Annotated in this window: 20 protein-coding genes and 1 tRNA gene; 9 read left to right on the top strand and 12 right to left on the bottom strand. The window is 60.4% G+C overall.

Annotated features, from left to right (window positions below):
* Nucleotides 1-30 precede the first annotated feature (30 nt).
* A complete protein-coding gene (locus RAZWK3B_RS16365; protein ID WP_037296103.1) occupies nt 31-1,161 on the bottom strand; it encodes a type III PLP-dependent enzyme in 1,131 nt (376 codons plus the stop codon).
* A 113-nt stretch (nt 1,162-1,274) separates the two neighbouring features.
* On the opposite strand from RAZWK3B_RS16365, the gene RAZWK3B_RS16360 reads away from it, so the two are divergent.
* From RAZWK3B_RS16360 to RAZWK3B_RS21490, 4 genes are all read left to right on the top strand, one after another.
* Nucleotides 1,275-1,709: an Lrp/AsnC family transcriptional regulator gene (locus RAZWK3B_RS16360; RefSeq protein ID WP_007817088.1), complete on the top strand. Its 435-nt coding sequence runs from the start codon at nt 1,275-1,277 to the stop codon at nt 1,707-1,709.
* 77 nt (nt 1,710-1,786) lie between these two features.
* On the top strand, nt 1,787-4,714 hold the full coding sequence (locus RAZWK3B_RS16355) for a valine--tRNA ligase (RefSeq protein ID WP_007817086.1): 2,928 nt from the start codon (nt 1,787-1,789) through the stop codon (nt 4,712-4,714).
* Between the two features lie 136 nt (nt 4,715-4,850).
* Nucleotides 4,851-5,957, top strand: coding sequence for a pyridoxal phosphate-dependent aminotransferase (locus RAZWK3B_RS16350; RefSeq protein ID WP_007817085.1), 1,107 nt, complete (start codon nt 4,851-4,853; stop codon nt 5,955-5,957).
* A gap of 59 nt (nt 5,958-6,016) precedes the next feature.
* Nucleotides 6,017-6,193 (top strand): hypothetical protein, encoded by a 177-nt coding sequence (locus RAZWK3B_RS21490; RefSeq protein WP_188129899.1) that lies wholly within the window; start codon nt 6,017-6,019, stop codon nt 6,191-6,193.
* Between the two features lie 3 nt (nt 6,194-6,196).
* Here RAZWK3B_RS21490 and RAZWK3B_RS16345 read toward each other — a convergent pair whose 3' ends face one another.
* Complete coding sequence (locus RAZWK3B_RS16345; RefSeq protein WP_007817081.1) at nt 6,197-7,393, bottom strand: pyridoxal-phosphate-dependent aminotransferase family protein; 1,197 nt, start codon at nt 7,391-7,393, stop codon at nt 6,197-6,199.
* A 147-nt stretch (nt 7,394-7,540) separates the two neighbouring features.
* On the opposite strand from RAZWK3B_RS16345, the gene RAZWK3B_RS16340 reads away from it, so the two are divergent.
* The gene (locus RAZWK3B_RS16340) at nt 7,541-8,224 is read left to right on the top strand and encodes a phosphatase domain-containing putative toxin (RefSeq protein ID WP_037296123.1); all 684 of its coding nucleotides are present in this window, start codon (nt 7,541-7,543) and stop codon (nt 8,222-8,224) included.
* A 47-nt stretch (nt 8,225-8,271) separates the two neighbouring features.
* On the opposite strand, the gene RAZWK3B_RS16335 is transcribed toward RAZWK3B_RS16340, so the two are convergent.
* On the bottom strand, nt 8,272-8,943 hold the full coding sequence (locus RAZWK3B_RS16335) for a TIGR04283 family arsenosugar biosynthesis glycosyltransferase (RefSeq protein WP_007817078.1): 672 nt from the start codon (nt 8,941-8,943) through the stop codon (nt 8,272-8,274).
* A 65-nt stretch (nt 8,944-9,008) separates the two neighbouring features.
* Here RAZWK3B_RS16335 and ygfZ point away from each other — a divergent pair, with 65 nt between their 5' ends.
* Complete coding sequence (gene ygfZ / locus RAZWK3B_RS16330; RefSeq protein WP_007817076.1) at nt 9,009-9,743, top strand: CAF17-like 4Fe-4S cluster assembly/insertion protein YgfZ; 735 nt, start codon at nt 9,009-9,011, stop codon at nt 9,741-9,743.
* 63 nt (nt 9,744-9,806) lie between these two features.
* On the opposite strand, the gene efp is transcribed toward ygfZ, so the two are convergent.
* The gene (gene efp, locus RAZWK3B_RS16325) at nt 9,807-10,370 is read right to left on the bottom strand and encodes an elongation factor P (protein WP_007817074.1); all 564 of its coding nucleotides are present in this window, start codon (nt 10,368-10,370) and stop codon (nt 9,807-9,809) included.
* A gap of 216 nt (nt 10,371-10,586) precedes the next feature.
* Here efp and RAZWK3B_RS16320 point away from each other — a divergent pair, with 216 nt between their 5' ends.
* Nucleotides 10,587-10,907 carry a DUF6280 family protein gene (locus RAZWK3B_RS16320; RefSeq protein ID WP_007817071.1) on the top strand — a complete coding sequence of 107 codons (321 nt, stop codon included), beginning with the start codon at nt 10,587-10,589 and terminating at the stop codon, nt 10,905-10,907.
* Nucleotides 10,908-11,058: 151 nt separating this feature from the next.
* Entirely contained in the window at nt 11,059-12,513 is a 1,455-nt protein-coding gene (locus RAZWK3B_RS16315; protein ID WP_007817069.1) for a cobyric acid synthase, read from the top strand.
* On the opposite strand, the gene RAZWK3B_RS21725 is transcribed toward RAZWK3B_RS16315, so the two are convergent.
* The 3 genes from RAZWK3B_RS21725 to RAZWK3B_RS16300 all read right to left on the bottom strand — a co-directional run bounded on the left by RAZWK3B_RS21725 (nt 12,510) and on the right by RAZWK3B_RS16300 (nt 15,714).
* Entirely contained in the window at nt 12,510-13,391 is an 882-nt protein-coding gene (locus RAZWK3B_RS21725) for a hypothetical protein (protein WP_232279554.1), read from the bottom strand. The two genes, RAZWK3B_RS16315 and RAZWK3B_RS21725, sit on opposite strands and share 4 nt — an antisense overlap.
* Before the next feature lie 222 nt (nt 13,392-13,613).
* Nucleotides 13,614-15,041, bottom strand: a complete 1,428-nt coding sequence (locus RAZWK3B_RS16305) for a TolC family outer membrane protein (protein WP_050774259.1) — start codon at nt 15,039-15,041, stop codon at nt 13,614-13,616.
* Nucleotides 15,042-15,060: 19 nt separating this feature from the next.
* Nucleotides 15,061-15,714, bottom strand: a complete 654-nt coding sequence (locus RAZWK3B_RS16300; RefSeq protein ID WP_007817063.1) for a protein-L-isoaspartate O-methyltransferase family protein — start codon at nt 15,712-15,714, stop codon at nt 15,061-15,063.
* Nucleotides 15,715-15,857: 143 nt separating this feature from the next.
* Between RAZWK3B_RS16300 and RAZWK3B_RS16295 the strand changes: the two genes are divergently transcribed.
* Nucleotides 15,858-15,931, top strand: a tRNA-Cys gene (locus RAZWK3B_RS16295).
* A 215-nt stretch (nt 15,932-16,146) separates the two neighbouring features.
* Here RAZWK3B_RS16295 and RAZWK3B_RS16290 read toward each other — a convergent pair.
* From RAZWK3B_RS16290 to RAZWK3B_RS16270, 5 genes are all read right to left on the bottom strand, one after another.
* A complete protein-coding gene (locus RAZWK3B_RS16290; RefSeq protein ID WP_083799218.1) occupies nt 16,147-17,331 on the bottom strand; it encodes a beta-barrel domain-containing protein in 1,185 nt (394 codons plus the stop codon).
* Entirely contained in the window at nt 17,328-19,349 is a 2,022-nt protein-coding gene (locus RAZWK3B_RS16285; RefSeq protein ID WP_198133302.1) for an ATP-binding cassette domain-containing protein, read from the bottom strand. Before RAZWK3B_RS16285 ends, RAZWK3B_RS16290 begins: the two co-directional genes overlap by 4 nt.
* 203 nt (nt 19,350-19,552) lie before the next feature.
* A complete protein-coding gene (locus RAZWK3B_RS16280) occupies nt 19,553-19,873 on the bottom strand; it encodes a hypothetical protein (protein WP_232279552.1) in 321 nt (106 codons plus the stop codon).
* 110 nt (nt 19,874-19,983) lie between these two features.
* Nucleotides 19,984-20,829, bottom strand: a complete 846-nt coding sequence (locus RAZWK3B_RS16275; protein ID WP_157132290.1) for a TolC family protein — start codon at nt 20,827-20,829, stop codon at nt 19,984-19,986.
* A 349-nt stretch (nt 20,830-21,178) separates the two neighbouring features.
* Complete coding sequence (locus RAZWK3B_RS16270; protein WP_157132289.1) at nt 21,179-24,256, bottom strand: Ig-like domain-containing protein; 3,078 nt, start codon at nt 24,254-24,256, stop codon at nt 21,179-21,181.
* Nucleotides 24,257-24,296: the final 40 nt, after the last annotated feature.

Below are 24,296 nucleotides of genomic sequence, written 5' to 3'. Positions count from 1 at the left end.
AGCGGGACGGGCCGACATGTCCAGAGCCAGTCACATAAGATCGGCCACCGTGACCATATCTTCCAACCCGTAGCCGTTGAAACGCGTGGTCAAGCTGCGCGAATAGGCACCCATGCCATCAAAGAGAATATAATCCCCCTCGGCGATATCCCCCGGCAGCGCCAACGGTTCAGGCAGCCGGTCCAGACTGTCGCAGGTGGGGCCAAAGACCACACGCGGCACCGGGGCGCCTTGGCGTGCGCGCCCCTGCGGGTCAATCACCCGGAGACGGCCCGGCGCGCCGATATCGCGCATCTCCATCAACCCGCCATAAATGCCATCATTGAGGAACACCGCACCACAGGCGCGCAGCGCCTTGACCCGCGTGGCCAGCGTCAGCGCATCGGCCACCATGGCGCGGCCCGGCTCACACACCAGCCTTGGCGCCTGTGCCCCGAAACAGCGATCCGTCTCGGCGCGGATATGCGCGAATATCGCCTCCAAATCGGGCGCGTCTCCGCCGCGATGCGAGGCAAACCCACCCCCCACATTCAGCCGCGCGATCTGCACATCCGCCGCGCGCGCCACCTCTGCCGCCGCTTCGATATACGTCCCCCAGGCACCCGGATCGGCGCATTGCGTGCCGGGATGAAAGGTGATCGCCGGAACGAAGCCGCGCTCGGCCACCTTGCGCAACAAGACCGCCGCGCGCTCGGGATCAAGCCCGAACTTCTCGCCGAAATCATAGGCCGCCCCCGCAACGGGCAAGGCAAGGCGCACGGCGATTTCCGTGGTCCTCGGCAAACTCTCCAGCTTGTCCAGCTCCCTTGGGCAATCCACCGAACAGGACGCCACGCCATAGGCCCGCGCCACCGCGACCTCGTCGCCCGAGCGGACGGGATTGTTGTAATGCAGCACCGCATCGCCACAGACCGCGCGCACCGCGGCCATCTCCTGCGGGCTGGCCACATCAAAGGCGCGGATGCCCGCCGCCACCAGATTGGCCAGCACCTCTTCGCCCGGATTAGCCTTGACCGCATAGGTCACCATCCCATCGAACCCCTGCTGAAACCGCCGCGCCGTGTCCTGCAAGGCCGCGGGGCTGAAATAAAGCTGCGCGGTATCGGGCCGGTGTCTCACGATATGGGCGATCGGTGTCGCCCAAGTCGGTGTCTCGCGCATGTTGGTCCCCTGTTTGCCTGCCTGTTTCCTGAAGTGTGCCGCCAAAAGACGTCGATTCCGCGCGTCAGATTGCATAAACTGACTCTCATGATCGCCAGAATGACGGAGCTATCATGCAAATCGACGACACAGACCGCGCCCTCATCGCCCTTCTGGCCGAAAACGCGCGGGCGCCGGTCGCTCTTCTCGCGCGGCGGCTGGATCTGGCGCGCACCACCGTGCAGGCCCGGCTGGACCGGCTCGAATCCTCGGGCGTGATCCGGGGCTACACCCTGCGCCTTGCTGACAGCCAGCGCGCGCCCCTGCACGCCACGGCCCTGCTCAGCATCGAGCCGCGCAGCGCGCCCACGGTTCTGGCCCGGCTCAAATCCCTGCCCGGCGTCAAGACCGTGCATACCACCTCGGGCCGGTTCGATCTGATCGTCGGGCTCGAGGCGGACACCACCGAGGCGCTCGACGACACGCTCGACCGGATCGGCGAAACCCGTGGCGTCAAGGGCTCGGAAAGCCTCATCCACCTGTCCACCAAGCTGGATCGCAACACCTAAGCCTTAACCGCTTCCACTCGCGCGCCAGTTTCGCTAAGGGGGTCAGGACCAAGCGGAATGACCACGGGATCAAGACCATGGCGATGGAAAAGACCTTCAACGCAGCACAGGCCGAAGGCCGCATCTACGAGGCATGGGAACAGACCGGCGCCTTCAAGGCCGGCGCCAATGCCAGACCCGGCGCCGAGCCGTTCTGCATCATGATCCCGCCGCCCAACGTGACGGGCAGCCTGCATATGGGCCATGCGTTCAACAACACGCTGCAGGATATCCTGATCCGCTGGCACCGGATGCGCGGCGATGACACGCTGTGGCAGCCGGGGCAGGATCACGCCGGCATCGCCACGCAGATGGTCGTCGAACGCAAGCTGGCCGCCGAAGGCCAGCCCGGCCGCCGCGAACTGGGCCGCGACAAATTCCTCGAAAAGGTCTGGGAATGGAAAACCGAATCCGGCGGCACGATCATCAATCAGCTCAAGCGCCTCGGCGCCTCCTGCGACTGGTCGCGCAACGCCTTCACCATGTCCGGCGCGCCCGGTGCTCCCGCCGGTGAAGAAGGCAATTTCCACGACGCCGTGATCAAGGTCTTCGTGGACATGTACAACAAGGGGCTGATCTATCGCGGCAAGCGGCTGGTCAACTGGGATCCCCATTTCGAAACCGCGATCTCGGATCTCGAGGTCGAGAATATCGAAAATCCCGGCCATATGTGGCACTTCAAATATCCGCTGGCCGGCGGCGAGACCTACACCTATGTCGAGCGCGACGAGGACGGGACTATCCTGTTCGAGGAAGAGCGCGATTATATCTCGATCGCCACCACGCGCCCCGAAACCATGTTGGGCGATGGCGCCGTCGCCGTTCATCCATCGGATCAACGTTATGCGCCAATCGTCGGAAAACTCTGCGAGATTCCCGTTGGCCCCAAGGAACACCGCCGCCTGATCCCGATCATCACAGATGAGTACCCCGACCCCGATTTCGGCTCGGGCGCGGTCAAGATCACCGGCGCGCATGACTTCAACGACTACGAGGTGGCCAAGCGCGGCAACATCCCGATGTACCGCCTGATGGACACCCGCGCCCATATGCGCGGCGACGGCCTGCCCTATGCCGAGGCCGCCGCCCGCGCGCAAGAGATCGCCAATGGCGCGGCCTTCACTGCCGCCGAGGTCGATGCCCTCAACCTCGTGCCAGATCACCTGCGCGGACTGGACCGCTTCGAGGCGCGCGCCCGCGTGATCGCCGAAATCTCCCATGAGGGCCTCGCCGTCATGGTGCCTGAAAACGATCCCCGTCTGGGCAAGGCCGCACACACACCTGTCGCCCCCGAAGAAGGCGGCGACCCGCGCGAGCTGTCGCTTGTCCCACTGGTCGAATCCAAGCCCATCATGCAGCCTTTCGGCGACCGCTCGAAAGTGGTGATCGAGCCGATGCTGACCGACCAATGGTTTGTCGACACCGCCAAGATCGTCGGCCCCGCGCTCGACGCCGTGCGCTCGGGCGAAACCACGATCATGCCCGATGCCGACCGCAAGGTGTATTTCCACTGGCTCGAAAATATCGAGCCGTGGTGCATCTCGCGTCAGCTGTGGTGGGGGCACCAGATCCCCGTCTGGTATGACGAGGACGGCACCCAGTATTGCGCCGCCTCCGAAGAAGAAGCCATCGCTATGGCCGGCGGCAAGGCGCTCACCCGTGACGAGGATGTGCTCGACACATGGTTCTCCTCTGGCCTCTGGCCCATCGGAACGCTTGGCTGGCCCGACGACACCGAGGAACTCAAGAAATACTTCCCCACATCGGTCCTGATCACCGGGTTCGACATCATCTTCTTCTGGGTCGCCCGGATGATGATGATGCAATACGCCGTCGTGGGGCAAAAGCCGTTCAGCCATGTCTATGTCCATGCCCTTGTCCGCGACGAGAAGGGCAAGAAGATGTCCAAATCGCTCGGCAACGTCCTGGACCCGCTGGACCTGATCGACGATTACGGCGCCGATGCGGTGCGCTTCACCCTCACGGCGATGGCCGCCATGGGCCGTGACCTGAAGCTGTCGAAAGACCGGATCGCGGGCTATCGCAACTTCACCACGAAGCTCTGGAACGCCGCGCGCTTTGCCGAAATGAACGGCGCCACCAGCAGCGACGGCACCATCCCGCAACCCGACGCCACCGTGAACAAGTGGATCATCGGCGAAACCGCCAAGGTCCGTGAAACCGTGGACGAGGCGCTTGCGGCCTTCCGCTTCAACGATGCCGCCAACGCGCTTTATGCCTTCGTCTGGGGCAAGGTCTGCGACTGGTATGTGGAATTCTCGAAGCCCCTTCTTCTGGATGGCGATGACGCCACCCGCGCCGAGACACAGGCCACGATGGCATGGGTCATCGACCAGTGCCTGATCCTGCTGCATCCGATCATGCCCTTCGTCACCGAAGAGCTCTGGGGCACCCTTGGTAACCGCGCCAAGATGCTGGTCCATGCCGATTGGCCCGACTACATCGCCGCCGATCTGGTCGATCCACAGGCCGACCGCGAAATGAACTGGGTCATCACCCTGATTGACGCGGTCCGCTCCGCCCGGTCGCAGGTGCATGTGCCCGCGGGTCTCCATGTGCCGCTCCTGTGCACCGAGCTTGATGCCGCAGGTCAGCGCGCCTGGGACAACAATCAGGCGATGATCACCCGGCTGGCCCGGATCGGCGAGTTCACCCATGTCGAGGCGCTGCCCAAGGGCTGCATCACCGTCGCCGTCGAAGGCGGCAGCTTCGGGATGCCGGTGGCCGATATCATCGACGTGGCCGAGGAAAAGGCCCGGCTGGAAAAGACCCTCGGCAAGCTGGAAAAGGAACTGGGCGGTTTGCGCGGTCGGCTGAACAATCCCAAATTCGTCGCCAGCGCCCCCGAGGACGTGGTCGAAGAGGCGCGCGAAACCCTCGCCCTGCGCGAAGAGGAAGAGGGCAAGCTGCGCGCCGCACTCGGCCGATTGGCCGAACTGGGCTGAGGCTCTGGCCGCGCCCGATGCTGCGCTGCAGTACCGACGCGATACCGACGTCATACCGACAGGGTACCGAAGGCCGTTTTTCGGCCTTCGGACGCAAGACTTGCACATTGCCGCGCAATGGATTTAGCTGCCCCACATGACCGGACCCCGCTATACCGACCTCGTGAATTCCCTGCCCTCGACCGTGCCTTTCGTCGGCCCGGAAGAGCTTGAGCGCAGCCGTGGCACGCCTTTTCGGGCGCGGCTCGGCGCCAATGAAAGCCTCTTTGGCCCCTCGCCCGCAGCCGTCAAGGCCATGCAGGCCGAGGCGCTCGAGATCTGGAAATACGGCGATCCGACCAGCCATGACCTGCGTGCGGCACTGGCCGATCACATGCAGGCGCGGGTCGAAAATATCCTTGTGGGAGAAGGGATTGACGGGCTTCTGGGCAATCTCGTGCGGCTTCTCGTGGCGCCCGGCGATGCGGTCGTCACCTCCGATGGCGCCTACCCGACCTTCAACTATCACGTGGCCGGATTCGGCGGTGTGCTGCACAAGGTGCCCTACCGCGACGACCGCGAGGATCCCGCCGCCCTGTTAACCCGCGCGAAAGAAGTTGATGCCAAGCTGGTCTATCTGGCCAACCCCGACAATCCGATGGGCAGCTGGCATCCCGGCACTGATATTCTGGCCGCTCTCGATGACCTTCCGGATGGCTGTCTGTTGCTTCTGGACGAAGCCTATATCGAATTCGCCCCAACGGGCGTTGCGGCCCCGCTTGATGCCGATGACCCGCGCGTGATTAGAATTCGAACCTTTTCAAAGGGTTACGGAATGGCAGGCGCCCGGATCGGCTATGCTGTGGGGGCGCCGGACCTGATCCGGGCCTTTGACCGCATCCGCAACCATTTCGGGATGAACCGGGTGGCTCAGGCCGGCGCCCTGGCCGCGCTGCACGACACCGCCTGGCTTGCCCATGTGCAGGATCAGGTGGCCACCGCTCGCGCCCGGATCACCGCCATCGCCGCCGATAACGGCCTTGTGGCCCTGCCCTCGGCCACCAATTTCGTCGCCGTCGATTGCGGCGCCGACGGGGCCTTCGCAACCCGTGTTCTGGACGCGCTGCTGGCCCGCGGCGTCTTTGTCCGCAAGCCCGTGGTGCCCCCGCAGGACCGCTGCATCCGCATCAGCTGTGGCCGCCCGCAAGACCTTGATGTTCTGGCCGAAACCCTGCCCCAAGCCCTTGCCGCCGCCCGCGACTGAGCGGATGTCCCCCTCACATTTTCCGCTGACAAGTGCCAATCCTGCGCTAAGATCGCGTCATGAGACGCGGTAATATGCCCGAAGCGCCGAACTACACAGTGCCGGCGCTTATCATGGGGCTTGTGAACTTGTTGTGGATTTTCATGGCCTTATGGGCAGCCTTCGGCTTGCCCGCCGTGTTCGCGGTGGGCTATGGTCTCAATCTGCTGATCACCTGGATCGCGCGCCGCGGCTAAGCATCAGGCCTGCGCGATCACCCGTGTCGCCGCCTCCAGCGCCCCTGACCCATGCGGAATCTCCAGCGCCGACAGCCCCGCCTCGACCGCGCCCAGCATTCCCAGAACCATATGCGCATTGACATGGCCCATATGCCCCATGCGAAAGAACCCATGCCACGCGGGATCACCCGGCTCGGCCATGCCAAGCCCGATGCCCAAGGTCACGCCGGCCTTGTCCTGCACCCATTTGCGCAGCGCCGACCCATGCGGCGCACCAATCCTCAGCGACGTCACCGCGCGACTGCGGCAGGCCGGAGTGTCCACGTTCAGCTGCAAAGGTCCATCCTGCCCCCAGGCCTCACATGCCGCCCATATGGCTTGCGCCAGCAGGTCATGGCGTGCCCAGACCGCCTCGATCCCTTCCTCGTGGATCATGTCCAGCGCGGCGCGCAGCCCGAACAGATGATGTGTCGGGGCGGTCCCACCGAAATACTGATAGAACATCTCGGGCTGCGCCCGCGGTCTCCAATCCCAATAGCGGCTGACCCGCTCCATGCCGGCGCGCACCTCAGCCGCCTTGTCGCCGAAGAAGACAAAGCTCAGACCGGGCGGCGTCATCAACCCTTTCTGGCTTGCCGCCACCATCACATCCACGCCCCAGGCGTCCATCTCGAACCGGTCACAGGCCAGCGACGCGATGCAATCAGCCATCAAAAGCGCAGGGTGCCGGGCGGCATCAAGGGCTGTGCGCACGGCCGCCACATCATTGAGAATCGAGGTCGAGGTATCCACATGAGTGACCAGCACCGCCTTGATCTTGTGGGCTTTATCGGCGCGCAGCGCATCCTCCACGCGCCCCGGATCAAGCGGGGTCTGCTTGCCGAAATCAAGTATTTCGACCTCTGCACCAAGGCCGGTGGCAATATCGCCCCAACCGTGGCCAAACCGCCCTGTAGCCGCCACCAGTACACCGTCACCCGGCATGATCACATTCGCCAATGCGGCTTCCCACGCCCCATGCCCATTGGCGATATAGATCGCGACATGGCCCTTGGTGCGGGCCACACGCTGCAAATCGGGGATCAGCCCGGCGGTCATGTCAATTAGATCGCCCTCGTAAATATTGGGCGAAGCGCGGTGCATGGCGCGCAACACGGCATCGGGCATGACTGACGGGCCGGGAATGGCCAGATAGGGGCGTCCTTGGCTTAGGCTCACGGGATGGGGTCTCCTGACATGAATGGGGTGACATTACCTTGCATCAGCCTGCCGTCAATCGGCCCCGCGCGCCTTGCCATGAGGGCCGCTGCCGAATAAATGGGGCGTTCAGGCAATCGGACCTGCCGGATGGAGCGCTTCCCTTTCATGAAACTTTTTAGAAGACTCGTCGATTGGGAACGAAATCTGCGAAATTCGTTCGACACGGACCTGTCGACACCGGAAAACCGCCGCCGTGCAAATATCTATAATCTGTGGTTCGACCATGCGGTTCTCCGCAAGGTCTGGACCAATTTTTATCAGGTGGCGCCGGATGTCTATCGCTCGAACCAGCCAACCCATGAACGCTTCGTCAAGCTGAAGAAGAAGGGGATCAAGACGATCCTCAACCTTCGTGGCGCAGGCGGGACCGCACATTATCTGGTGGAAGAGGAAAGCTGCCGCACCCTTGGTCTGACACTGGTCAATGTGAACCTGATGGCCCGTCAGGCCGCGCCGGGAACCGAAATCAAGGCTCTGATCCGCGCCTTCCGCGAGATTGAAAAGCCCTTTGTCATGCATTGCAAATCCGGTGCGGATCGCGCTGGCTTTGCCGCTGCCATCTACCTGCTGGTGATCGAGGGACGCCCCGTTTCAGAGGCCCGCAGGATGCTGGGGGTGAAGTATATCCATCTCAAATGGTCGAAGACCGGCGTTCTGGATCATATCCTCGATCGCTATGAGCAAAGCCACAAGGCGACCGGCATCAGCTTTGAGGATTGGCTGGAGACCGAGTATCAGCATGACGCGATGCAGGCCGATTACGAAGCGACCCATAAGCCGATTTTCTAAGGGTGTCGGCCTGTGGCCAAGGTGACGCCTGGCCACGCCTGTCGGAGCTAGTAGCGGCGCGCCAGGCTCTCGGGATCGGCCCCCATCAGGTATCTGAGCAACAAGGAAAGGTTGCGCGCCCCACGCCGCAGCCAGCCATCACGGGCATAGCGCGCCGCACTGGTGGTCACGACACCCGGCAGACCCTCAAGCCGCGCGCCAAGCGCACGGGACATAGCAACATCCTCCATCAGGGGGATATCCCGAAATCCGCCTACTGCATCGTATTCCGCCCGCGAGATCAGCAGGCCTTGATCGCCATAGGGCAAATGAAACCGCCTTGCGCGCAGGTTTGCCCATCCTGCGATCAGCAACGGGGCAAGCCCGGCTGCATCGAACCGCATCCGGAAATAAGCGGGCCGCCCGGTGGATATCTGGTCCTGGACCATCTCGGCCCACCCTGGGGGCAGGACCGTATCGGCGTGCAGGAACAACAGCCATTCCCCTGTCGCTGCATCGGCCCCGAGACGCAATTGCCCTCCGCGCGACGCTGGCCCCGACACCACATGCGCCCCCGCCTCATCCGCGATCGTCAGGGTCGCATCGGTCGATCCGCCATCCGAGATGATCAGCTCGCGGATCAGGCCCGCATCAAGCCCTTCGGCCAGTGCCGGAAGACTGCGCGCCAGCCCCTGCGTCGCATTCAGCGTCGGCATCACCACCGAGAGTTTCGCCCGCATTCACGCCCCCTGTTTTGCCGCGCGTCATGAGCTATATTACAAGGCACAAGCTGACGGGAGTGGCAATGACACGCACGATTCTGGAAATCACCGGATCCGAGGCGCAGGACTTCCTGCAAGGCCTAGTGACCAACGAAATGCGCAAACTGGATCACGGTCTTGTCTATGCGGCGATGCTGACGCCTCAGGGCAAGTATATCGCGGACTTCTTTCTTGCTGGGCATGGGGAGACGATTCTTCTGGACGTTGATGAAAGTCTGTCGGCACAGCTGATGCAGCGGCTTTCGATGTACAAATTGAGGGCTGATGTGACGATCACGCAAAGCGAGTTGCAGGTGAAGCGCGGAACCGGCCCTGCCCCGGACGGCGCGCTTGCCGATCCGCGCCACCCCGATCTGGGTTGGCGTCTTTATGGGGCAGAAGGCGGGGATGACGGCACCGACTGGGAGGCCATTCGCGTGGCCCATTGCATCCCGGAAACCGGCATCGAGCTGTCGGCCGACACCTTCATTCTGGAGGCAGGGTTCGAGCGTCTCAACGGCGTGGATTTCAAGAAAGGTTGCTATGTCGGGCAGGAAGTGACCGCTCGCATGAAGCACAAGACAGAGTTACGCAAAGGGCTGGCAACGGTTGAGGTCCATGGCACAGCGCCCGTCGGGACACAGATCACATCATCCGAAAAGCCGGCGGGCACATTGTTCACCCAATCGGGCGGCAAGGGCATCGCCTATCTGCGGTTCGACCGCGCCTCAGGCCAGATGCAGGCCGAAAGTGCCACGGTCACATATCCGGCAGGGTGACAAGAAAAAGCCCGGCAAGGACATCAGCCTTTGCCGGACCATATTGGCATCTGCCGATAGAGCTTAGGCGCGTTCGGAATATTCGATGGTCTCAGTGTTGACGACGATATCCTCGTCAGGTCCGACAAAGGGCGGCACCATCACCTTGACGCCATTGTCGAGAATCGCCGGCTTGAAGCTATTGGCCGCGGTCTGCCCCTTCACCACAGGCTCGGTCTCGACCACCTTGCAGATGACTTTCTGGGGTAACGTAGCGTTAAGCGCTTCGTTGTCGTGATACTCGATCAACACGGTCATGCCGTCCTGAAGGAAAGCGCGGCGCTCACCCAAGATGTCAGCAGGAAGCTCGATCTGCTCGAATGTTTCGGTGTCCATGAACACAAGGTTGCCGTCCATTTCATAAAGAAACTGCTGGTCTTTTTGTTCCAGACGGACGCGCTCGACCTTGTCGGCGCTGCGAAACCGTTCATTCAACTTGGAACCATTGCGCAGGTTCCTCATCTCGACCTGAGCAAAAGCTCCGCCTTTTCCGGGCTTTACGTGATCGACTTTCACTGCGGTCCACAGACCGCCGTTGTGTTCCAGGACATTGCCTGGTCTGATCTCGTTTCCATTGATCTTTGGCATTGGGCAAAACCGTGACATAAGGTTGATGGGGGGTTCACCATCCCTATATCTGGGGAGGGGATGACTGGCAAGACGACGATATATCGTATGGAGCATCGGAACGATATGCACCCAGAGCATACATGCTATGCATTTGTGCTCTATCCGAATCGTTCAAACTTCGCCATAACCATCGCCACGCCGGAAAGACAAGAGCAATAACATCAAGGACGAACCATGACGGATTTCGTTGACGGCACGGCCTTCAATGCCGAACAGGGCAACCGTGCCCGTAAACTATTTGCTGCCGTTGTATTGGCTGCGCTGGATGACGCCATCGCAGATGACAAAAAATATGGCAATGGCCCCGAGCAGATCGCTCGGTGGGCTCGGTCTCGTGATGGGCGCGAAGTGCTGTCCTGTGCGGGCATCGACCCCAATGAACGTGTGGTTCAGGGTCTGATGGAATTTGTGGGCAAGGGTGTGCGCACCTCGGTCGCCCTCTCACGTGAGGAAAGTGAACGTCGGAATGCCGCCGCTCAGGCCGAAGCCGCCTGACGCAATTGCAGATTCCTGCGAAATGGCCCTGCCCAACGCGGCGGGGCTTTTTCTTTTCGAGACACCGAATTTCTCGGGCAGCCGCCGGAACGGCTTTCCTTGTGCGGCGCCTGTTTGTATCACGCTCTGACCGGCGACAGGAGGCATCGTCATGACACGGTCCATCATGATTCAGGGCGCAGGATCGAACGTGGGCAAGTCCATGCTTGTCGCGGGACTGGCGCGCGCCTTCGTGAACCGTGGCCTATCGGTGGCACCCTTCAAGCCGCAGAACATGTCGAACAATGCCGCCGTGACCGAGGATGGCGGCGAGATCGGACGCGCACAGGCCCTGCAGGCGCTGGCCGCCCGCCGCGCGCCCCATACCGACATGAACCCCGTTCTTCTGAAACCTGAGACCGACACCGGGGCACAGGTCATCGTGCAGGGAAAACGCTTTGCCACATTGCGGGCGCGCGACTATGCCAAGGCAAAACCGCAGCTTCTGGCCCCCGCACTCGACAGCTTTCGCAGGCTCTGTGCCGGGGTCGATCTCGTGTTGATCGAGGGCGCGGGCAGCCCCGCCGAGATCAACCTGCGTGCCGGAGATATCGCCAATATGGGCTTTGCCGAAGCCGCCGGGGTGCCGGTGGTCCTGATCGGCGACATAGACCGGGGCGGTGTGATCGCTCAGGTGGTCGGCACGCAATATATCCTGCCGCCTGAAGATGCCGCACGAATCAAGGCCTATGCGATCAACAAGTTCCGTGGCGACGTCAGCCTGTTCGACGAGGGGTTGGTCGAAATCACGAAACGCACCGGCTGGCCATCGCTTGGTGTGCTGCCTTGGTTTGCCGACGCATGGCGCCTGCCCGCCGAGGACGTTATGGATATCCGCTCAACACGCGGCGGTGCCTTCAAACTGGTCGTTCCCCGCCTGAACCGGATCGCGAATTTCGACGATCTTGATCCCTTGTCGTCCGAACCTAATGTCAGCGTCGAAATCATCGAAGCCGGAACACCCCTACCCGGCGATGCCGATCTGGTGCTGATCCCCGGAAGCAAGTCCACGATTGCCGATCTTGCGCATTTCCGGGCGCAGGGCTGGGATATCGACCTCACGGCCCATATCCGGCGCGGAGGCCATGTTCTGGGGATTTGTGGCGGCTACCAGATGCTTGGCCACGAAATCAACGATCCCGACGGCATCGAAGGTACGCCGGGCTCGGTGCCGGGCTTGGGGCATCTGGATGTGGTCACGGTCATGAAACCGGAAAAACGGCTCGCTTTGACCGAGGCTGTCTATCTTCCGACCGGAGATGCGGTTTCGGGCTATGAAATCCATCTGGGTGAGACGACCGGCCCGGATTGCGCGCGCGCGTGGCTCGGAGTGGGTCCGCTTGACGAGGGCGCTGCATCGCCTTCAGGGCGCGTGCGCGGCTGTTATCTGCACGGTCTGTTCGCATCGGACAAATTCCGTGCCGCGTTCCTGAAGGATTTCGGCGTCCAGACGGGCTTGGACTATTCGGACAGTGTGGATCAGACGCTTGATAACTTGGCTCGGCATGTCGAGACACATCTTGATCTCGACATGCTGCTCAGTCTGGCTGAAGAACCCGCGCCCTAGTCGAATTCCTGGCTGGTCAGAGCGCGGTGAATTTCGCGCCGGACCAGTTTGCGGACATTGCGCGTTATTCTTTCGCCCAAGGCACCCTGAAGTTCCTGGCGCACAATCTCGCTGACCATATCGCGCAGCGTGTCTTCATCGATGATCGCTTCACCCTCATCCGACCAAAGCCCGGCTTCGTTCTCGCGAGTCTTTGCGGATCCATCCTCCGGGTCGTTCGCGCTATCGGATAACGCCGCGTCGTCATTACCTTCAGAGGCCGATCGATCGTCGGCACCCGCTGATCTCGTGTCAGAGCTCGCATACACGAGGGACGGACCTCTCATGACGGGCGCGCTCTCATTATGTTCGGGTTCGGGACCGTAATCCTCCCACGCCATGGGAGTGACTTCTGAACCGGAATAGGGATCGTCGGTTTCTCCGTCAGGCTCCCACTCGTCTTCGCGCGCTGCGACTGCGTCTTCGACCTCCGCGATCCGATCTCCAAGGACAACCTTCTTGGAGGCGTCTTCGTGGTTCTGGGTCTCAGGCTCAGGCGACTGGTCGCCCGCGTGATGCTCGGCATCCGGCTCATCATTGTCAGACGAATGTTCCTGCGACACAGGATCATCGGACGTCTCCGCGCTGTCATGATGCTCGGGTTCGGACATAGTCTCGGACGTGGTTTCAGCATCCGACATTTCCGATGTCGCGGCCTCTTCGGCTTGAACCTCGTCGCCCTCTTTCAGCAGAAGGGCATCTTGGGGATGATCGCCGGTTGCAGCCTCGTCGTCTCGCGGAACATGATGAAATTCGAAACTGTCACTGATCGCGGAAAGATCCGAGTCGTTCTCGGCCTGATGCGATTCCCTGTCGCCATCATCCTCAGACGCGTCCACGCGAAGCGCTGGCGTCAGAACCAGCTTGTCAGCCGATTCCGTCTTTGCAGCCGGCAAAACATGGGTTTTGTCTCGGTCGCCGTTGGAAACCAACCGCCGGATAGAAGACAGCACGTCCTCAATTTCCGCGTTACTGACGGGATCTGACATAATTCTGCACCACTCTTGCCTCGCCCGAGTTTACCCTTGCCGGCATGGTCACACAACAGAATAGGACGCTTTTTACTCTTTCCCCAAGGACCGCAGCACCCGATCAAGCTGCCGGCCCTGAGGGCTGAGCTCGGTCGGAGCCGTCTTGACCAGGTTGTAATAGGCCGCCGGATCATAGGTCTGCACCGCAAGATTGAGGTCTCTTGCCGTCAACTGCCCGATCGACGACAAGATCGCATAAGCCGCGATATAGACATCGATTTCCGCCGATATCAGGTTGGTGCGCGCGTCCAGAAGCGCCTGTTCGGCATCCAGAACGTCCAATGTGGTCCGTGCGCCCAGCTGTGCCTCTTCCCGGACACCGCGGAAGGCCACGGTTGCCGCGCGAACGGCTTCCTGGCTGGCTTCGCGGCTGGCCCGGGCGGCGCGCAGATCAGCATAGGCATTGCCGACCTCCTGCTGAACGGCCAGTTGCGCCAGAAGCAACCCGCCGCGCACTGCATCACGGCGCGCCACGGCCTGCCGCTCAAGGGCGCTCAGCTGACCGCCTTGATAAATCGGGCCTGTGATCTCGACGCCAATACTGCCAGACCGGACATAATCACCACCGCTCCACTCATCCTCGACTCCGGCCCTTGCGTTCAGGTTCACCCTTGGGCGGGTTGCGGCATCGGCCGCCTTGATGGCCAGTTCCGCCGCGGCAACATCATGCTGCGCCTTGAGAATATCGGGATGATTCCGCAGCGCCACCGTTTTGGACGCATCAACGCCACCCGCGAGGCTAGGAAGCGATTGCGGCGTCCGAAGCGGGCCCGGCTGGCGCCCGACCGCACTTGTGAATTCCTCGATCGCACGGGCCAGATTGCCTTGCGCCGAAGCCAGTCCGCTTTGCGCCGACGCCAGCCGCGACTCGGCCTGGGCCACATCCGTACGGGTCACTTCACCCACCTCGAAACGGTCCTGCGCCGCGCGAAGTTCTTCTTCCAGAAGTCGCAGGTTGTTTTGGCGTAGCGAGACGAATTCGCTGTTCCGGCGCACATTCATGAACGCCACGACAGCGCGCAAAAGAACCTGCTGCTCGATGCTGCGCAGGGTCTCGCGCGTGGACAAAACGGTTTCCTTGGCCGCGTCGACCTGAAGGCCGGTGCGCCCAAAATCATACAGCAGAAGCTGTGCGGTCACACCGATGCCGGCATCCGTGGAATCGATAGACGTGCTGCCATTCCCGGTGCGGTTGCGGCCAAAGTTGCGAGTGATATTCGCAGACCAGTTCAGGATCGGTCGCAGACGCGACACGGTGACTGCGACATCTTCGTCAGCGGCCCTCAGCAAAGCGCGATTCTGTTCCAGTAGACCGCTGTTGCGGTAGGCATCCGCCAACGTGTCGGCCAGGTTTTCCGCGTTTGCCGCAACAGGCGCTGTTCCCGCCAGTGCCGCTGCAAGCACGGGACCAAGAAAACGTCTTGTCAAAATTCTTTTCAATTTGCTCTCCAACTTCATGCCCCAACTTTGGCAAGGATCAAAACGTAAAAACCTTGTACCGTTCGAACCCGGGCAGAACAGGGGCACCGGCGTTGAAGGCATAGCGCCATGATATGTCTCCATCAATCTTGTACCCGATGCGCACCGCACCCAAAGCGCCCTCCATGAACAGACATGCAATGCGCCCACCCTGCTTGACCTGCTCGATCAGGGTTTGCGGAAGATCACCAACCCCGCCTTCAACGACGATGACATCATAGGGCCCATGCTCCGGCGCCCCTTCTGCCAGAGGCCCATGATGAACGATAACGTTGTCGGCGCCGTGTTCGGACAAGAGACCCTGCGCTTCATTGGCCATGTCACGATCTTCCTCGACAGCGACAACCGCTTCGGCCATCCGGGCAATGACAGCTGCGGAATATCCAAGGGCGCTGCCCACATCCAGAACCAGCTCACTGGACCGGATATCGAGAGAATCCAAAAGCTTGGACAAGGTGCGCGGTTCCAGGATCACCCTACCGCCACCCAGATCGATGTTTTCACCCATATAGGCAGCCTCGCGCAGGTGGCGCGGCACGAAGGCCTCGCGCGGCACGTCAAGCATGGCGTCAATGATGGGAAACTTCGTCACGTCGGATGGTCGGACTTGTGTATCGACCATGACGGTGCGGCGGGCTGCGTAATCTGTCATCGACCGGGCTCTTGTGCTATGAAATGACGACCTGCTTTTCGCATATACGCTGATAGCCGGCAACGCAATTGCTGCTGGCCAAGTTGTTCGGCAGGTCTTGCACAGAGTGCAATGATCGGATAACCGATCTCAACCACTTGGATGGCGAGTTGGCGGAGTGGTGACGCAGCGGATTGCAAATCCGTGTACACCGGTTCGATTCCGGTACTCGCCTCCAATAAATTAAGGGATCTGTCGGTCTTCCGCAGCGCGCCAAGGTGATGGCAGCCGTATCACCACAATTCCAAATCACGACCATGCATGTACCAAGACTTCCGGCAGGCGCCCGACAAAGCCTGTGAACACGCTTTGTGCAAAAAAGTTGAGCGCTCGACAAACCGGCCACTGACGCAGTGCCCTGTTCGACGGGAAGCCCCCAAACCCACACCACTTTCAGTCAGGTTCGGAAAACGCCTCGCTCGCGCGCAGGATCGGATTGAACAGATAGTGGAAGACGGTATTTTGCCCTGCGTCCAACTCGACTGTGGCCAGCATGCCCGGGCGGATGAAGACCTCGCCCTTGGGACCGGTCAGGGTCTGACTGTCCAGTTCGACCACGATTTCGTAATAGGGTTCGGGATCGTTGGTTTCCGGATCGGTCACTGTGTCTGCGCTCAGATGAACCACTGCGCCGGCCAGACTGCCATAGTCTCGATAATCAAAGGCCGTCAATTTGACGCTTGCCCCCATACCGACAAATACCGGTCCGATGTCCTGCGGTTTGATCCGACCCGCAACCACCAACGCATCGTCGAGCGGAATGATTTCGAGGATCGGACCACCCGGGGCGATCACGCCGCCGGCCGTACGGACCACAACGCGATTGACGATCCCATCCATCGGCGCCCGAAGTTCAGCCCGCTCCACTTGGGCAGCCCGGACGCGCAACTGTTGACGGATCTGGGCTAGTTCAGCCTGCTGCTCGGAAAGCGCTTGCATCCGCGCGGCTTCAACGCCTGTTCGATGCTCGGTTATTTCCTGTGCGACCATCAGAACAGATTGCTGCACTCGGATGAGATCGGTTTCAGGAATGGCTCCCCGTTCGACAAGAGGCTCGAGCAAAAGCAGCTCTGCATCGCGCGACTCCTTTATCCGAGATAGAACACCAAGCGTTTCACGATATTGATCCATGCGGGCAATGAACAGACTCTGCTCGGTTAGGGCCGCCTGAGGCGCGCGTTCAGCAAGGCGTTCGGGGATGGCAAGGGCACCCGACTGTTCGGGATTGGCTTCCGCCTGAAGGCGCAGGATCTGCATTTCGAGCAGTGCTTCACGACCCAGAAGTTCATCATAGGCGCTTCTGTAGGCGGTGTCGTCCATCTGTGCCAAAAGCTGCCCTGCAGTCACCAAGTCGACTTCGCGAACAAGGATAGACTGGACAATCCCACCTTCGAGATTCTGGATGCTCTGCGTGGCATCGCGCGGTTCGACCCGGCCTGTGCCCCGAACAACGGCATTGAGCGGCGCGTAATAACTCCAGAGCAGAAAAGCCAGTATTACCCCGATGACGATATATATGACACTCCGGGACCGAGCGACCGAAGGTGCAGTCGCGTCTATAACGCCCAACGACTTCATAGAGCGACCCGCGGTTCGGGCACTTTAGGGCTTTGTGCGCCAACGCCGACGCGCGTGAATTTTGCAAGAATTTCCTCTCTTGGCCCATGTGCCAGCATGCGACCATCTGACAAGACGATCACCTCATCAACCGCATCCATCAAAGCCATGCGGTGCGTGCAGATGATCGCGCTGCGCTCGGCCAGCCATTCCTTGAAGCGTGCAACGAATGTGACTTCGCTACGGCTGTCCATGGCGGCGGTTGGTTCATCCAGAAGCACGATCGAGGGATTCTGAAGATGCAATCGGGCCAACCCAACAGCGGCTCTCTGCCCCACCGAAAGGCCCTCGCCGCCATCATGAATCTCAAGATCGAGTCCTCGGGTGGTCGACGCGACCAACTTGCCCAAGCCAGCGAAGTCCAAGGCCTCGAACAGTCGGGCATCACTGACTTGCGAAGCCCCCATCGATAGATTCTCGCGCAAGGTGCCCTTGAACAGGCGCGGCTCCTGCGGGAGGTATCCGACCGCCTTTCGGAGGTCATCAGGATCGATCTGCTGCGCCTCAAGGCCATCAACGAGATAGCTGCCCTGATTGGGCACATAAAGCCCTGCCAATATCCGCAAAAGCAGAGATTTCCCCGACCCGTTCTCACCCAGGACTGCAACGCGCGCGCCCGGCTTCAGCTTGAGATCGGGGATGACGAGCTGGACATCCTTTACGCCCGGATAGGCGCTGCGGATATCGCGCAACCGCAGGTCGCCTGCAATATGCGTCCTACGAATATAGCTTCGTGCGGCGTCACGATCCTGCGGCGCCTCAGCGATCGCCTCCAGCGCCTCGAGCGCTGCTGTCGTGTATTTCCAACGTGAGAGAATCCCAGACAATTGCACAATCGGAGCAAGGGTTCGACTTGTCAGAATGGACACCGCGATGATGCCGCCAACAGACAGAGCATCTGCAAAGAACAGATAAACCCCACCCGTGATTGCAGCGACATAGGTGAGCATCTGAAGTGAGGATGATAGAAAGGAAAGACCTGCCGAAAGGCGTCGATGCCGTGAGCTTTGAAGAGCGTTGAGCGTCGTCACCTCTTCCCAATTGCGCTGAAACAAGGGCGCAAAGCGGTGGCTCCGCAAGGTTTCAAGCCCGTAAGCGGTTTCGGTCAACAGCCGCAGCGCAGCGGTTGCTCCACCAAGCATGTCACGCGAAAGAGCATGAATACGATATTGGAAAATCAAACCTGCGATAATCATGACCAAAGCGCCCAATGCGACGATCACCACAAGCGGACCGGCGATGGCGTAGATCACCAACAAAAAGATCAGCACAAAAGGCAAATCGGTAACGACGCCGACGGCAGAGACCGCAAAGAACTCTTTCACGGAGGCGAATTCGCGCATGGTGTTGACCAAAGAGCCCGGAGGCATGGGGCGCGCGTCCAGACGCATATTGATCAACCGCTCGAATAGATCGCGATTCACGGCAATTTCAATCTCGCGGCCGGCGCTGTCGATCAGACGCGCCCTTGAGATCCTCAGCATGAATTCCAAACCGATGGCAAGCGCGGCACCGCTGGCCAGAACCCAGAGCGTCGCTTCGTTCTGGTTGGGCACGACCCTGTCATAGACCTGCAGGGCAAACAGCGATACCGCAACGGCCAGCAGGTTGGCGAAGGCCGAGGACAACACGACATCGAATACCCGGCCACGCATCGGTTCAAAATGCCGCCAGAACCAATGCTTGTTGGGGCGCTGTCCGACATGGCGCTCGGCCAAGGAATCAAGACGCGGAAAAAAGGACAGAGTTTCACCAGTGTACTTTTCCGCAAAAAGCTCTTGGGCAACCAAAACCTTGGCATCGCAGGCAGGATCCGCCGCCACGAAATACTGACCATCAGCTTCGCGTCCGATGACCAGAACATAATGCCCATCGGTCAGGCGCAGAAGGCACGGGGTCTCGATACGCGACAGGCCCACCGACGCGTGATGCGACATCTCGTAACCCACATTTCCCAAGGCGCGCGCCAGCAAGGCCATATCCATCCCACCGGCGGCACTCGGCAATCCGGTCCACAGACGATCGACCGTGACAGGCTGGCCCAGATGCGACAGGTAGCTGGCGGCGGATCGGTCAAGGCCGGAATAGCTGACCTGATCCAGATCGGTCGCTGTGGAAATCCGGCTGGACTGCCCTTTAGCCAGCGTCTTCGCATCCCGTCGCTTGCGCTTCCAAAACATGTTCATTCCAGATCGATATCGGCCGCCGACAGAGCCCCGTAAAGACGCGCGGCCTCGACGCAGTTGCGCTCTATCGCACCGCGCGTTTCGGCAATCGCGACAAGGTTGGCATTACGCTCCACCTCAAGTCGCACCGCCTCCGAGACGGATGCCGCGCCGGCCAGAAACCGATCCTTGAACAGCGCCAAGCTCCGCTCGGTGGTCTGCACGAGCTCGCCATATTCCCGCAGCGTGTTGCGCAAGGCGTGCGTGTCGATCTCCAAACGCTCCAATTCGCGCGCAAGGTCATGACGCGCGGTCGTGAACCCACGTTCTGCCGCCAAAGTTTTCTGTCTTTCCGCCTCGATCCGCAGGCGTGCCCCGCCACCAGCAATAGAGCCGCCCTCGAACGCAATCCGGGCGTTATCCTCAGGTGACCCATCGGTCCCAGTCGTCAGATCGGCTGCCGCCACGACACGCGGAAAAAGGTTTTCCGCGCTTCCTGCTCGGACATCATGGCCAGCTCGACCGCCAGCCGCGCCCGCATCAGATCGGGCGCATGATCGCGCTTTTGCGGTGCCTGACATGACCCCGACAAAGCCGCAAACCGCAACTGCGGCGCCTGATCCAACCGGACCCCCGCGTCACGCAAGAGACGGGCGCGCGCATCGGTCAACCTGGCGCGTTGCCGGATCATGTCGCGTCGGTTTTCCTGTCGGCTGACATCCAGAAACAGGGTGTCGCCCTGCCCCGTCACACCGGATTGCACACGGTCGGCCTCTTGCATGGCCAATTCCATCAGCCTTTGCTCAAGGTCCTGGCGCGCAGCAACGATCTCGTTCGCCTCGACCGCATCGACATAGGACAGCAGCGCGTCGCGCACATCCTCGTTTCGCTCCTGCCAGAACTGGATCTCGGTCATGGCGCGCAAAATCTCGGCCTTTTCCCGGCGGGTCCGGGTCTGGCTGAAATCATAGATCATCTGCGTGACGGAAATACCAATGCCCGGTCCCGTCGATCCCACCCCCAACGAGGCCGTGGGCCGTATGCGGGGGAACCAGGCCGCCTTCTCGGCGGCACTCTCGGCCTCGGCAGCGCGCAGCAAAAACAGGGTCGGCGACCGGTCAATCGACATCCGGTTGGCCTCAAGCGCGACCTCGGCGATTGCCGTTTCATTGCGCAATGCCGGCTGCCAATCTTCGAGATATGCGCCACTCAGCACATATGGTGTCGTCAGCGAGGCATCACCCGGATCGTCTGTCGCAGAGGGGGCTTGTCCAGTATGAGCCGGGTCGGCCAACAGGGCTGACCCGCCATCTTGCGGGACACAGCCCGCCAAAAGGCAAACGGCAGTCAGCGCAGCACATGCAACGCGACATACCCCTGAACCGCTTTGTCCGCAAAACCGGAACGGAGGACCGGACGCCGTCGAACTTGTTACCATTTTACCCGCCTCACGCCTCGCATGGTTCACAACGGTCGTGCCATGCGATGGTTGTAGGAAAAAATAACCGACCTTTCGTCAAAAGCCATCAGTTATTCCACAGTTCTGGACCGTGTCACTTTGCCGACACGCCGAGCGTTCAACCAACGAGACGCGAAATGGCGAAGGGCGGCCCCCGGTAGATGGGCCGCCCTGCAGTTTCATATCAAGTCGTGACGATGTTGGTGATCTCGTCATCGATGAACAACGTGGCGCCATTGGCCTCAAAGATGCTGAAGCTCTGCCCCTGGATCGACTGGTCCTTGCCCGTGTCCACGAACCCGGTCGCATTGACGACATCGCTGTCGTCACCGACGATGATGAGTTCATTATCGGCATCCGTCAGCGCGATGACCTCGCTTTCATTCAACTCCACGACCTGCCGATTGCCATCATTCATGTCGATATATTCGACATCCGCTGTGAACCTGGCATCGTCGATCTGCGTGAAGTCCAGTGTCACATCCTCGCTCAGCAGGATGTAGCCTTCATCATACGTGTCAGAGCCACTGGTCAAACCAGTGATTTCCGCCGCTGTCAGGCTTTCCTCAACACCATCTTCTGTACCGTTGTTGTCACTGTCGGCATCACGGTAATTCGGAATCCCGTTGGCATCGCTGCCCGTCTCATACTTGTCCCAGAGTCGATCGCCGTCGGTATCGATATCAAGGCTGTTGGCGATACCATCCTGGTCAAGATCTTGATAATCGAAGTTCGGATCGGCGACCACACCAAGCGAGAAGCCCTGTCCACCACCGTTTGATTGCAACGTCACAGTTACCTGGGTGGCACCGCTCGAGCTGTAGATGGCCGCTTCATTGAATGAATCGACGATTCTGACCGTCGATGTGTTAGCACCCGTGATATCCGGCCTACCGAGTTGTTCCACAAGCGTCCAAGCACCACCATTGGTCGTCGCTTCGACATACTCTTGAGTGCCACTGGTCTCAGCCTCAGCCCAGAATACCGTTGGGTTGAAACTATTTCCTAAGGAGTCAAGACCAGAGATTGAGAAAATTATGCTCTCGGTGCCCACAACACCTGATGTGCTGATGGGTCCGTTTAGCGCGCCATTGGGCACCAGATAAAGATCATCGAGCGTCGCGCCATTCCATGTTGCCGTCGACGAGGGCAGCAAATCTCCCGTGGCACCCGTCACACCCGTGACCTCAAACGTCACGACCGATCCATCCGGCAACAGCATGGTTTGGCTGTCACCCACCTGCACGCCATTGTCGAAATCCGCCCCCCACTGAACGAAGCGCAGGTCTTCTGTTCCGGACCCGCCCGTTGAATTGAGGAAAGGATCATCCTCGACAGTATCGGTGACAAGATCCCCGTCAGCGTCGTCGACGACCGAATTCGCCGTGCCGTCCCCATCCGTATCGGTGAAAGTGGTCACCGTCGATGCAGAACTCGTAAAGCCATCCAAGGATTGCGTCACCGTCAGCTCTGCACCATCCGCAATCGGGCTATCCGTCACGAAAGACCACATGCCGTCCGTCCAGACAACGGCGCTGCCGATCACGATGTCGCCTTCGGACACCGTCACGGTTGCCCCCGCATCGCCGGTCCCGCTGACCGTATTGGCCTGATCGGTGATGCTGGCGTCAAGGGTCGGCGTGTCCGGGCGAGAGATGGGGCCATCCTCGGTCAGCGAGACGTTAATTCCATCTCGGATAAGCAGAGTGGCGTCATTGGACTCGTAGATGTTGAACCTCTGCCCTTGGATCGACTGGTCCTTGCCCGTATCGACAAACCCTATCGCATTGACCGTATCGTTACTGTCACCGACGATGATCAGCTCATTGTCGGTATCGGTCATCGCGGTCAGCGTGTCGGCATCGATTGTCACCGTCTGGGCGTTCGCGCCATCATTGATGTCGATATACTCGACATTGCTGAAGGCGGTATTCCCGATTGCCGTTAAGTCCATCGTGACGGCATCGGTCAGTACGATGAACTGGTCCGCATACATAGCGCCCGCGACAAGGGCGTTGACCTGTGCCTGGTTCAGGCTGGCCTGCACACCGTCAAACGTGCCGTCATTGTCGCTATCTGGATCGCGGTAATCAGACACACCATCGCCATCACTATCGGTGGTGAGCTCATACTTGTCCCAGACCCGATCGTTGTCGCTGTCGATATCGACCCAGTTCTCGATCAACACGCTCGTACCGGCCACGACATCACCATCGACATCATCGGCACCGGCAAATCGTCCGGTCACGGTGATGGTCTGATCACTGATCGACCCGCCATCGCCATTATTGATGTTCGCGTTCCGGAAACCTGTTCCGATCGTCACACCATTGGCACTGGTCGCATCCACCGTCGGTACGGGGTTCGGAAGTGCGTCGAACCCACTAACACCAAAAATATCCGATCTTCCGCCGTCCGTATTATCAACCAAAAGCTGAACGGTTCCGGCTGCCAAGTCGATAACAAGCTCTGGATTGCCCTCGCCATTAAACGGCGCCCAATCAAAACCGAAGTTTCCAGTATTAGGGTTGCTATCGGCATCATAGTCGAAGGTATCGTAAAAACTCAGATCGAGGCCTTGGTAGTCTCTACCACTAAAATCCACGATCACAGTGCCGTCGATCTCGACATAAAGGCCGTCATCGAAAGATCCGATAGCGATCCCGATGGTCAGGTCCTCGACCGTCTCGCCCTCGACAACATTTGCCTTGTAGTTGAAGCGCGAGATTGTCCCCGTGCCAAGCGCTGACGTGGTCGTGCCGGTCCCGCTCTCACCGAGGGCAACCGCCGTGATGTCGATCAGGCTTCCCGAGGAATTGTCGGTCGTCGTGCCGCTGCTATAGCCCGGGGTCGGTGACCCTATGCTCATGTTCGAAGCCACGGTTTGCGCGGGATAGGTGATGACCGACTCCGATTCCGTTGCCGCTTCATCGGTGTCCGAGATCCCGTCCCCGTCATCGTCGGCACTGTCCGCATTCGACGTGCCATCTCCATCCGTATCGGTGAAGGTGACCTGTGACGCTTGCATACTCAAGTTACCCGCCGCATCTTGCTGCACTGCATGCAGCGTCGCCCCATCCGCAATCGGGGTGTCGGCAACAAAGCTCCATGTGCCATCTGTCCAGACAACCGCCGAGCCAACCGCTTCACTTACCCCCTCCGACATGATCGACACCGAAACCGTCGCTCCGGGCTCCCCGTGTTGATTTCCGTTGAGAACTGACCCGGTAGGTAAGTAAATTTTCACTGAGAACTGACCCATGTGAACACCTTTACCTGACGGATTTGTCAGGGAGATATGG

Source organism: Roseobacter sp. AzwK-3b (genome assembly GCF_000170875.1).
Lineage (GTDB): Bacteria > Pseudomonadota > Alphaproteobacteria > Rhodobacterales > Rhodobacteraceae > Roseovarius > Roseovarius litoreus.
Note: the sequence above shows the minus strand (reverse complement) of the source record. Positions and strands in the feature narration are given on the sequence as shown.

What these genes read in the sequence shown, in the direction of transcription:
- RAZWK3B_RS16365 (WP_037296103.1), bottom strand. Translation starts at nt 1,161, where the DNA reads ATGCGCGAGACACCGACTTGGGCGACACCGATCGCCCATATCGTGAGA.
- RAZWK3B_RS16360 (WP_007817088.1), top strand. Translation starts at nt 1,275, where the DNA reads ATGCAAATCGACGACACAGACCGCGCCCTCATCGCCCTTCTGGCCGAA.
- RAZWK3B_RS16355 (WP_007817086.1), top strand. Translation starts at nt 1,787, where the DNA reads ATGGCGATGGAAAAGACCTTCAACGCAGCACAGGCCGAAGGCCGCATC.
- RAZWK3B_RS16350 (WP_007817085.1), top strand. Translation starts at nt 4,851, where the DNA reads ATGACCGGACCCCGCTATACCGACCTCGTGAATTCCCTGCCCTCGACC.
- RAZWK3B_RS21490 (WP_188129899.1), top strand. Translation starts at nt 6,017, where the DNA reads ATGAGACGCGGTAATATGCCCGAAGCGCCGAACTACACAGTGCCGGCG.
- RAZWK3B_RS16340 (WP_037296123.1), top strand. Translation starts at nt 7,541, where the DNA reads ATGAAACTTTTTAGAAGACTCGTCGATTGGGAACGAAATCTGCGAAAT.
- RAZWK3B_RS16335 (WP_007817078.1), bottom strand. Translation starts at nt 8,943, where the DNA reads ATGCGGGCGAAACTCTCGGTGGTGATGCCGACGCTGAATGCGACGCAG.
- ygfZ (WP_007817076.1), top strand. Translation starts at nt 9,009, where the DNA reads ATGACACGCACGATTCTGGAAATCACCGGATCCGAGGCGCAGGACTTC.
- efp (WP_007817074.1), bottom strand. Translation starts at nt 10,370, where the DNA reads ATGCCAAAGATCAATGGAAACGAGATCAGACCAGGCAATGTCCTGGAA.
- RAZWK3B_RS16320 (WP_007817071.1), top strand. Translation starts at nt 10,587, where the DNA reads ATGACGGATTTCGTTGACGGCACGGCCTTCAATGCCGAACAGGGCAAC.
- RAZWK3B_RS16315 (WP_007817069.1), top strand. Translation starts at nt 11,059, where the DNA reads ATGACACGGTCCATCATGATTCAGGGCGCAGGATCGAACGTGGGCAAG.
- RAZWK3B_RS16305 (WP_050774259.1), bottom strand. Translation starts at nt 15,041, where the DNA reads ATGAAGTTGGAGAGCAAATTGAAAAGAATTTTGACAAGACGTTTTCTT.
- RAZWK3B_RS16300 (WP_007817063.1), bottom strand. Translation starts at nt 15,714, where the DNA reads ATGACAGATTACGCAGCCCGCCGCACCGTCATGGTCGATACACAAGTC.
- RAZWK3B_RS16290 (WP_083799218.1), bottom strand. Translation starts at nt 17,331, where the DNA reads ATGAAGTCGTTGGGCGTTATAGACGCGACTGCACCTTCGGTCGCTCGG.
- RAZWK3B_RS16285 (WP_198133302.1), bottom strand. Translation starts at nt 19,349, where the DNA reads ATGGCCTTGCTGGCGCGCGCCTTGGGAAATGTGGGTTACGAGATGTCG.
- RAZWK3B_RS16270 (WP_157132289.1), bottom strand. Translation starts at nt 24,256, where the DNA reads ATGGGTCAGTTCTCAGTGAAAATTTACTTACCTACCGGGTCAGTTCTC.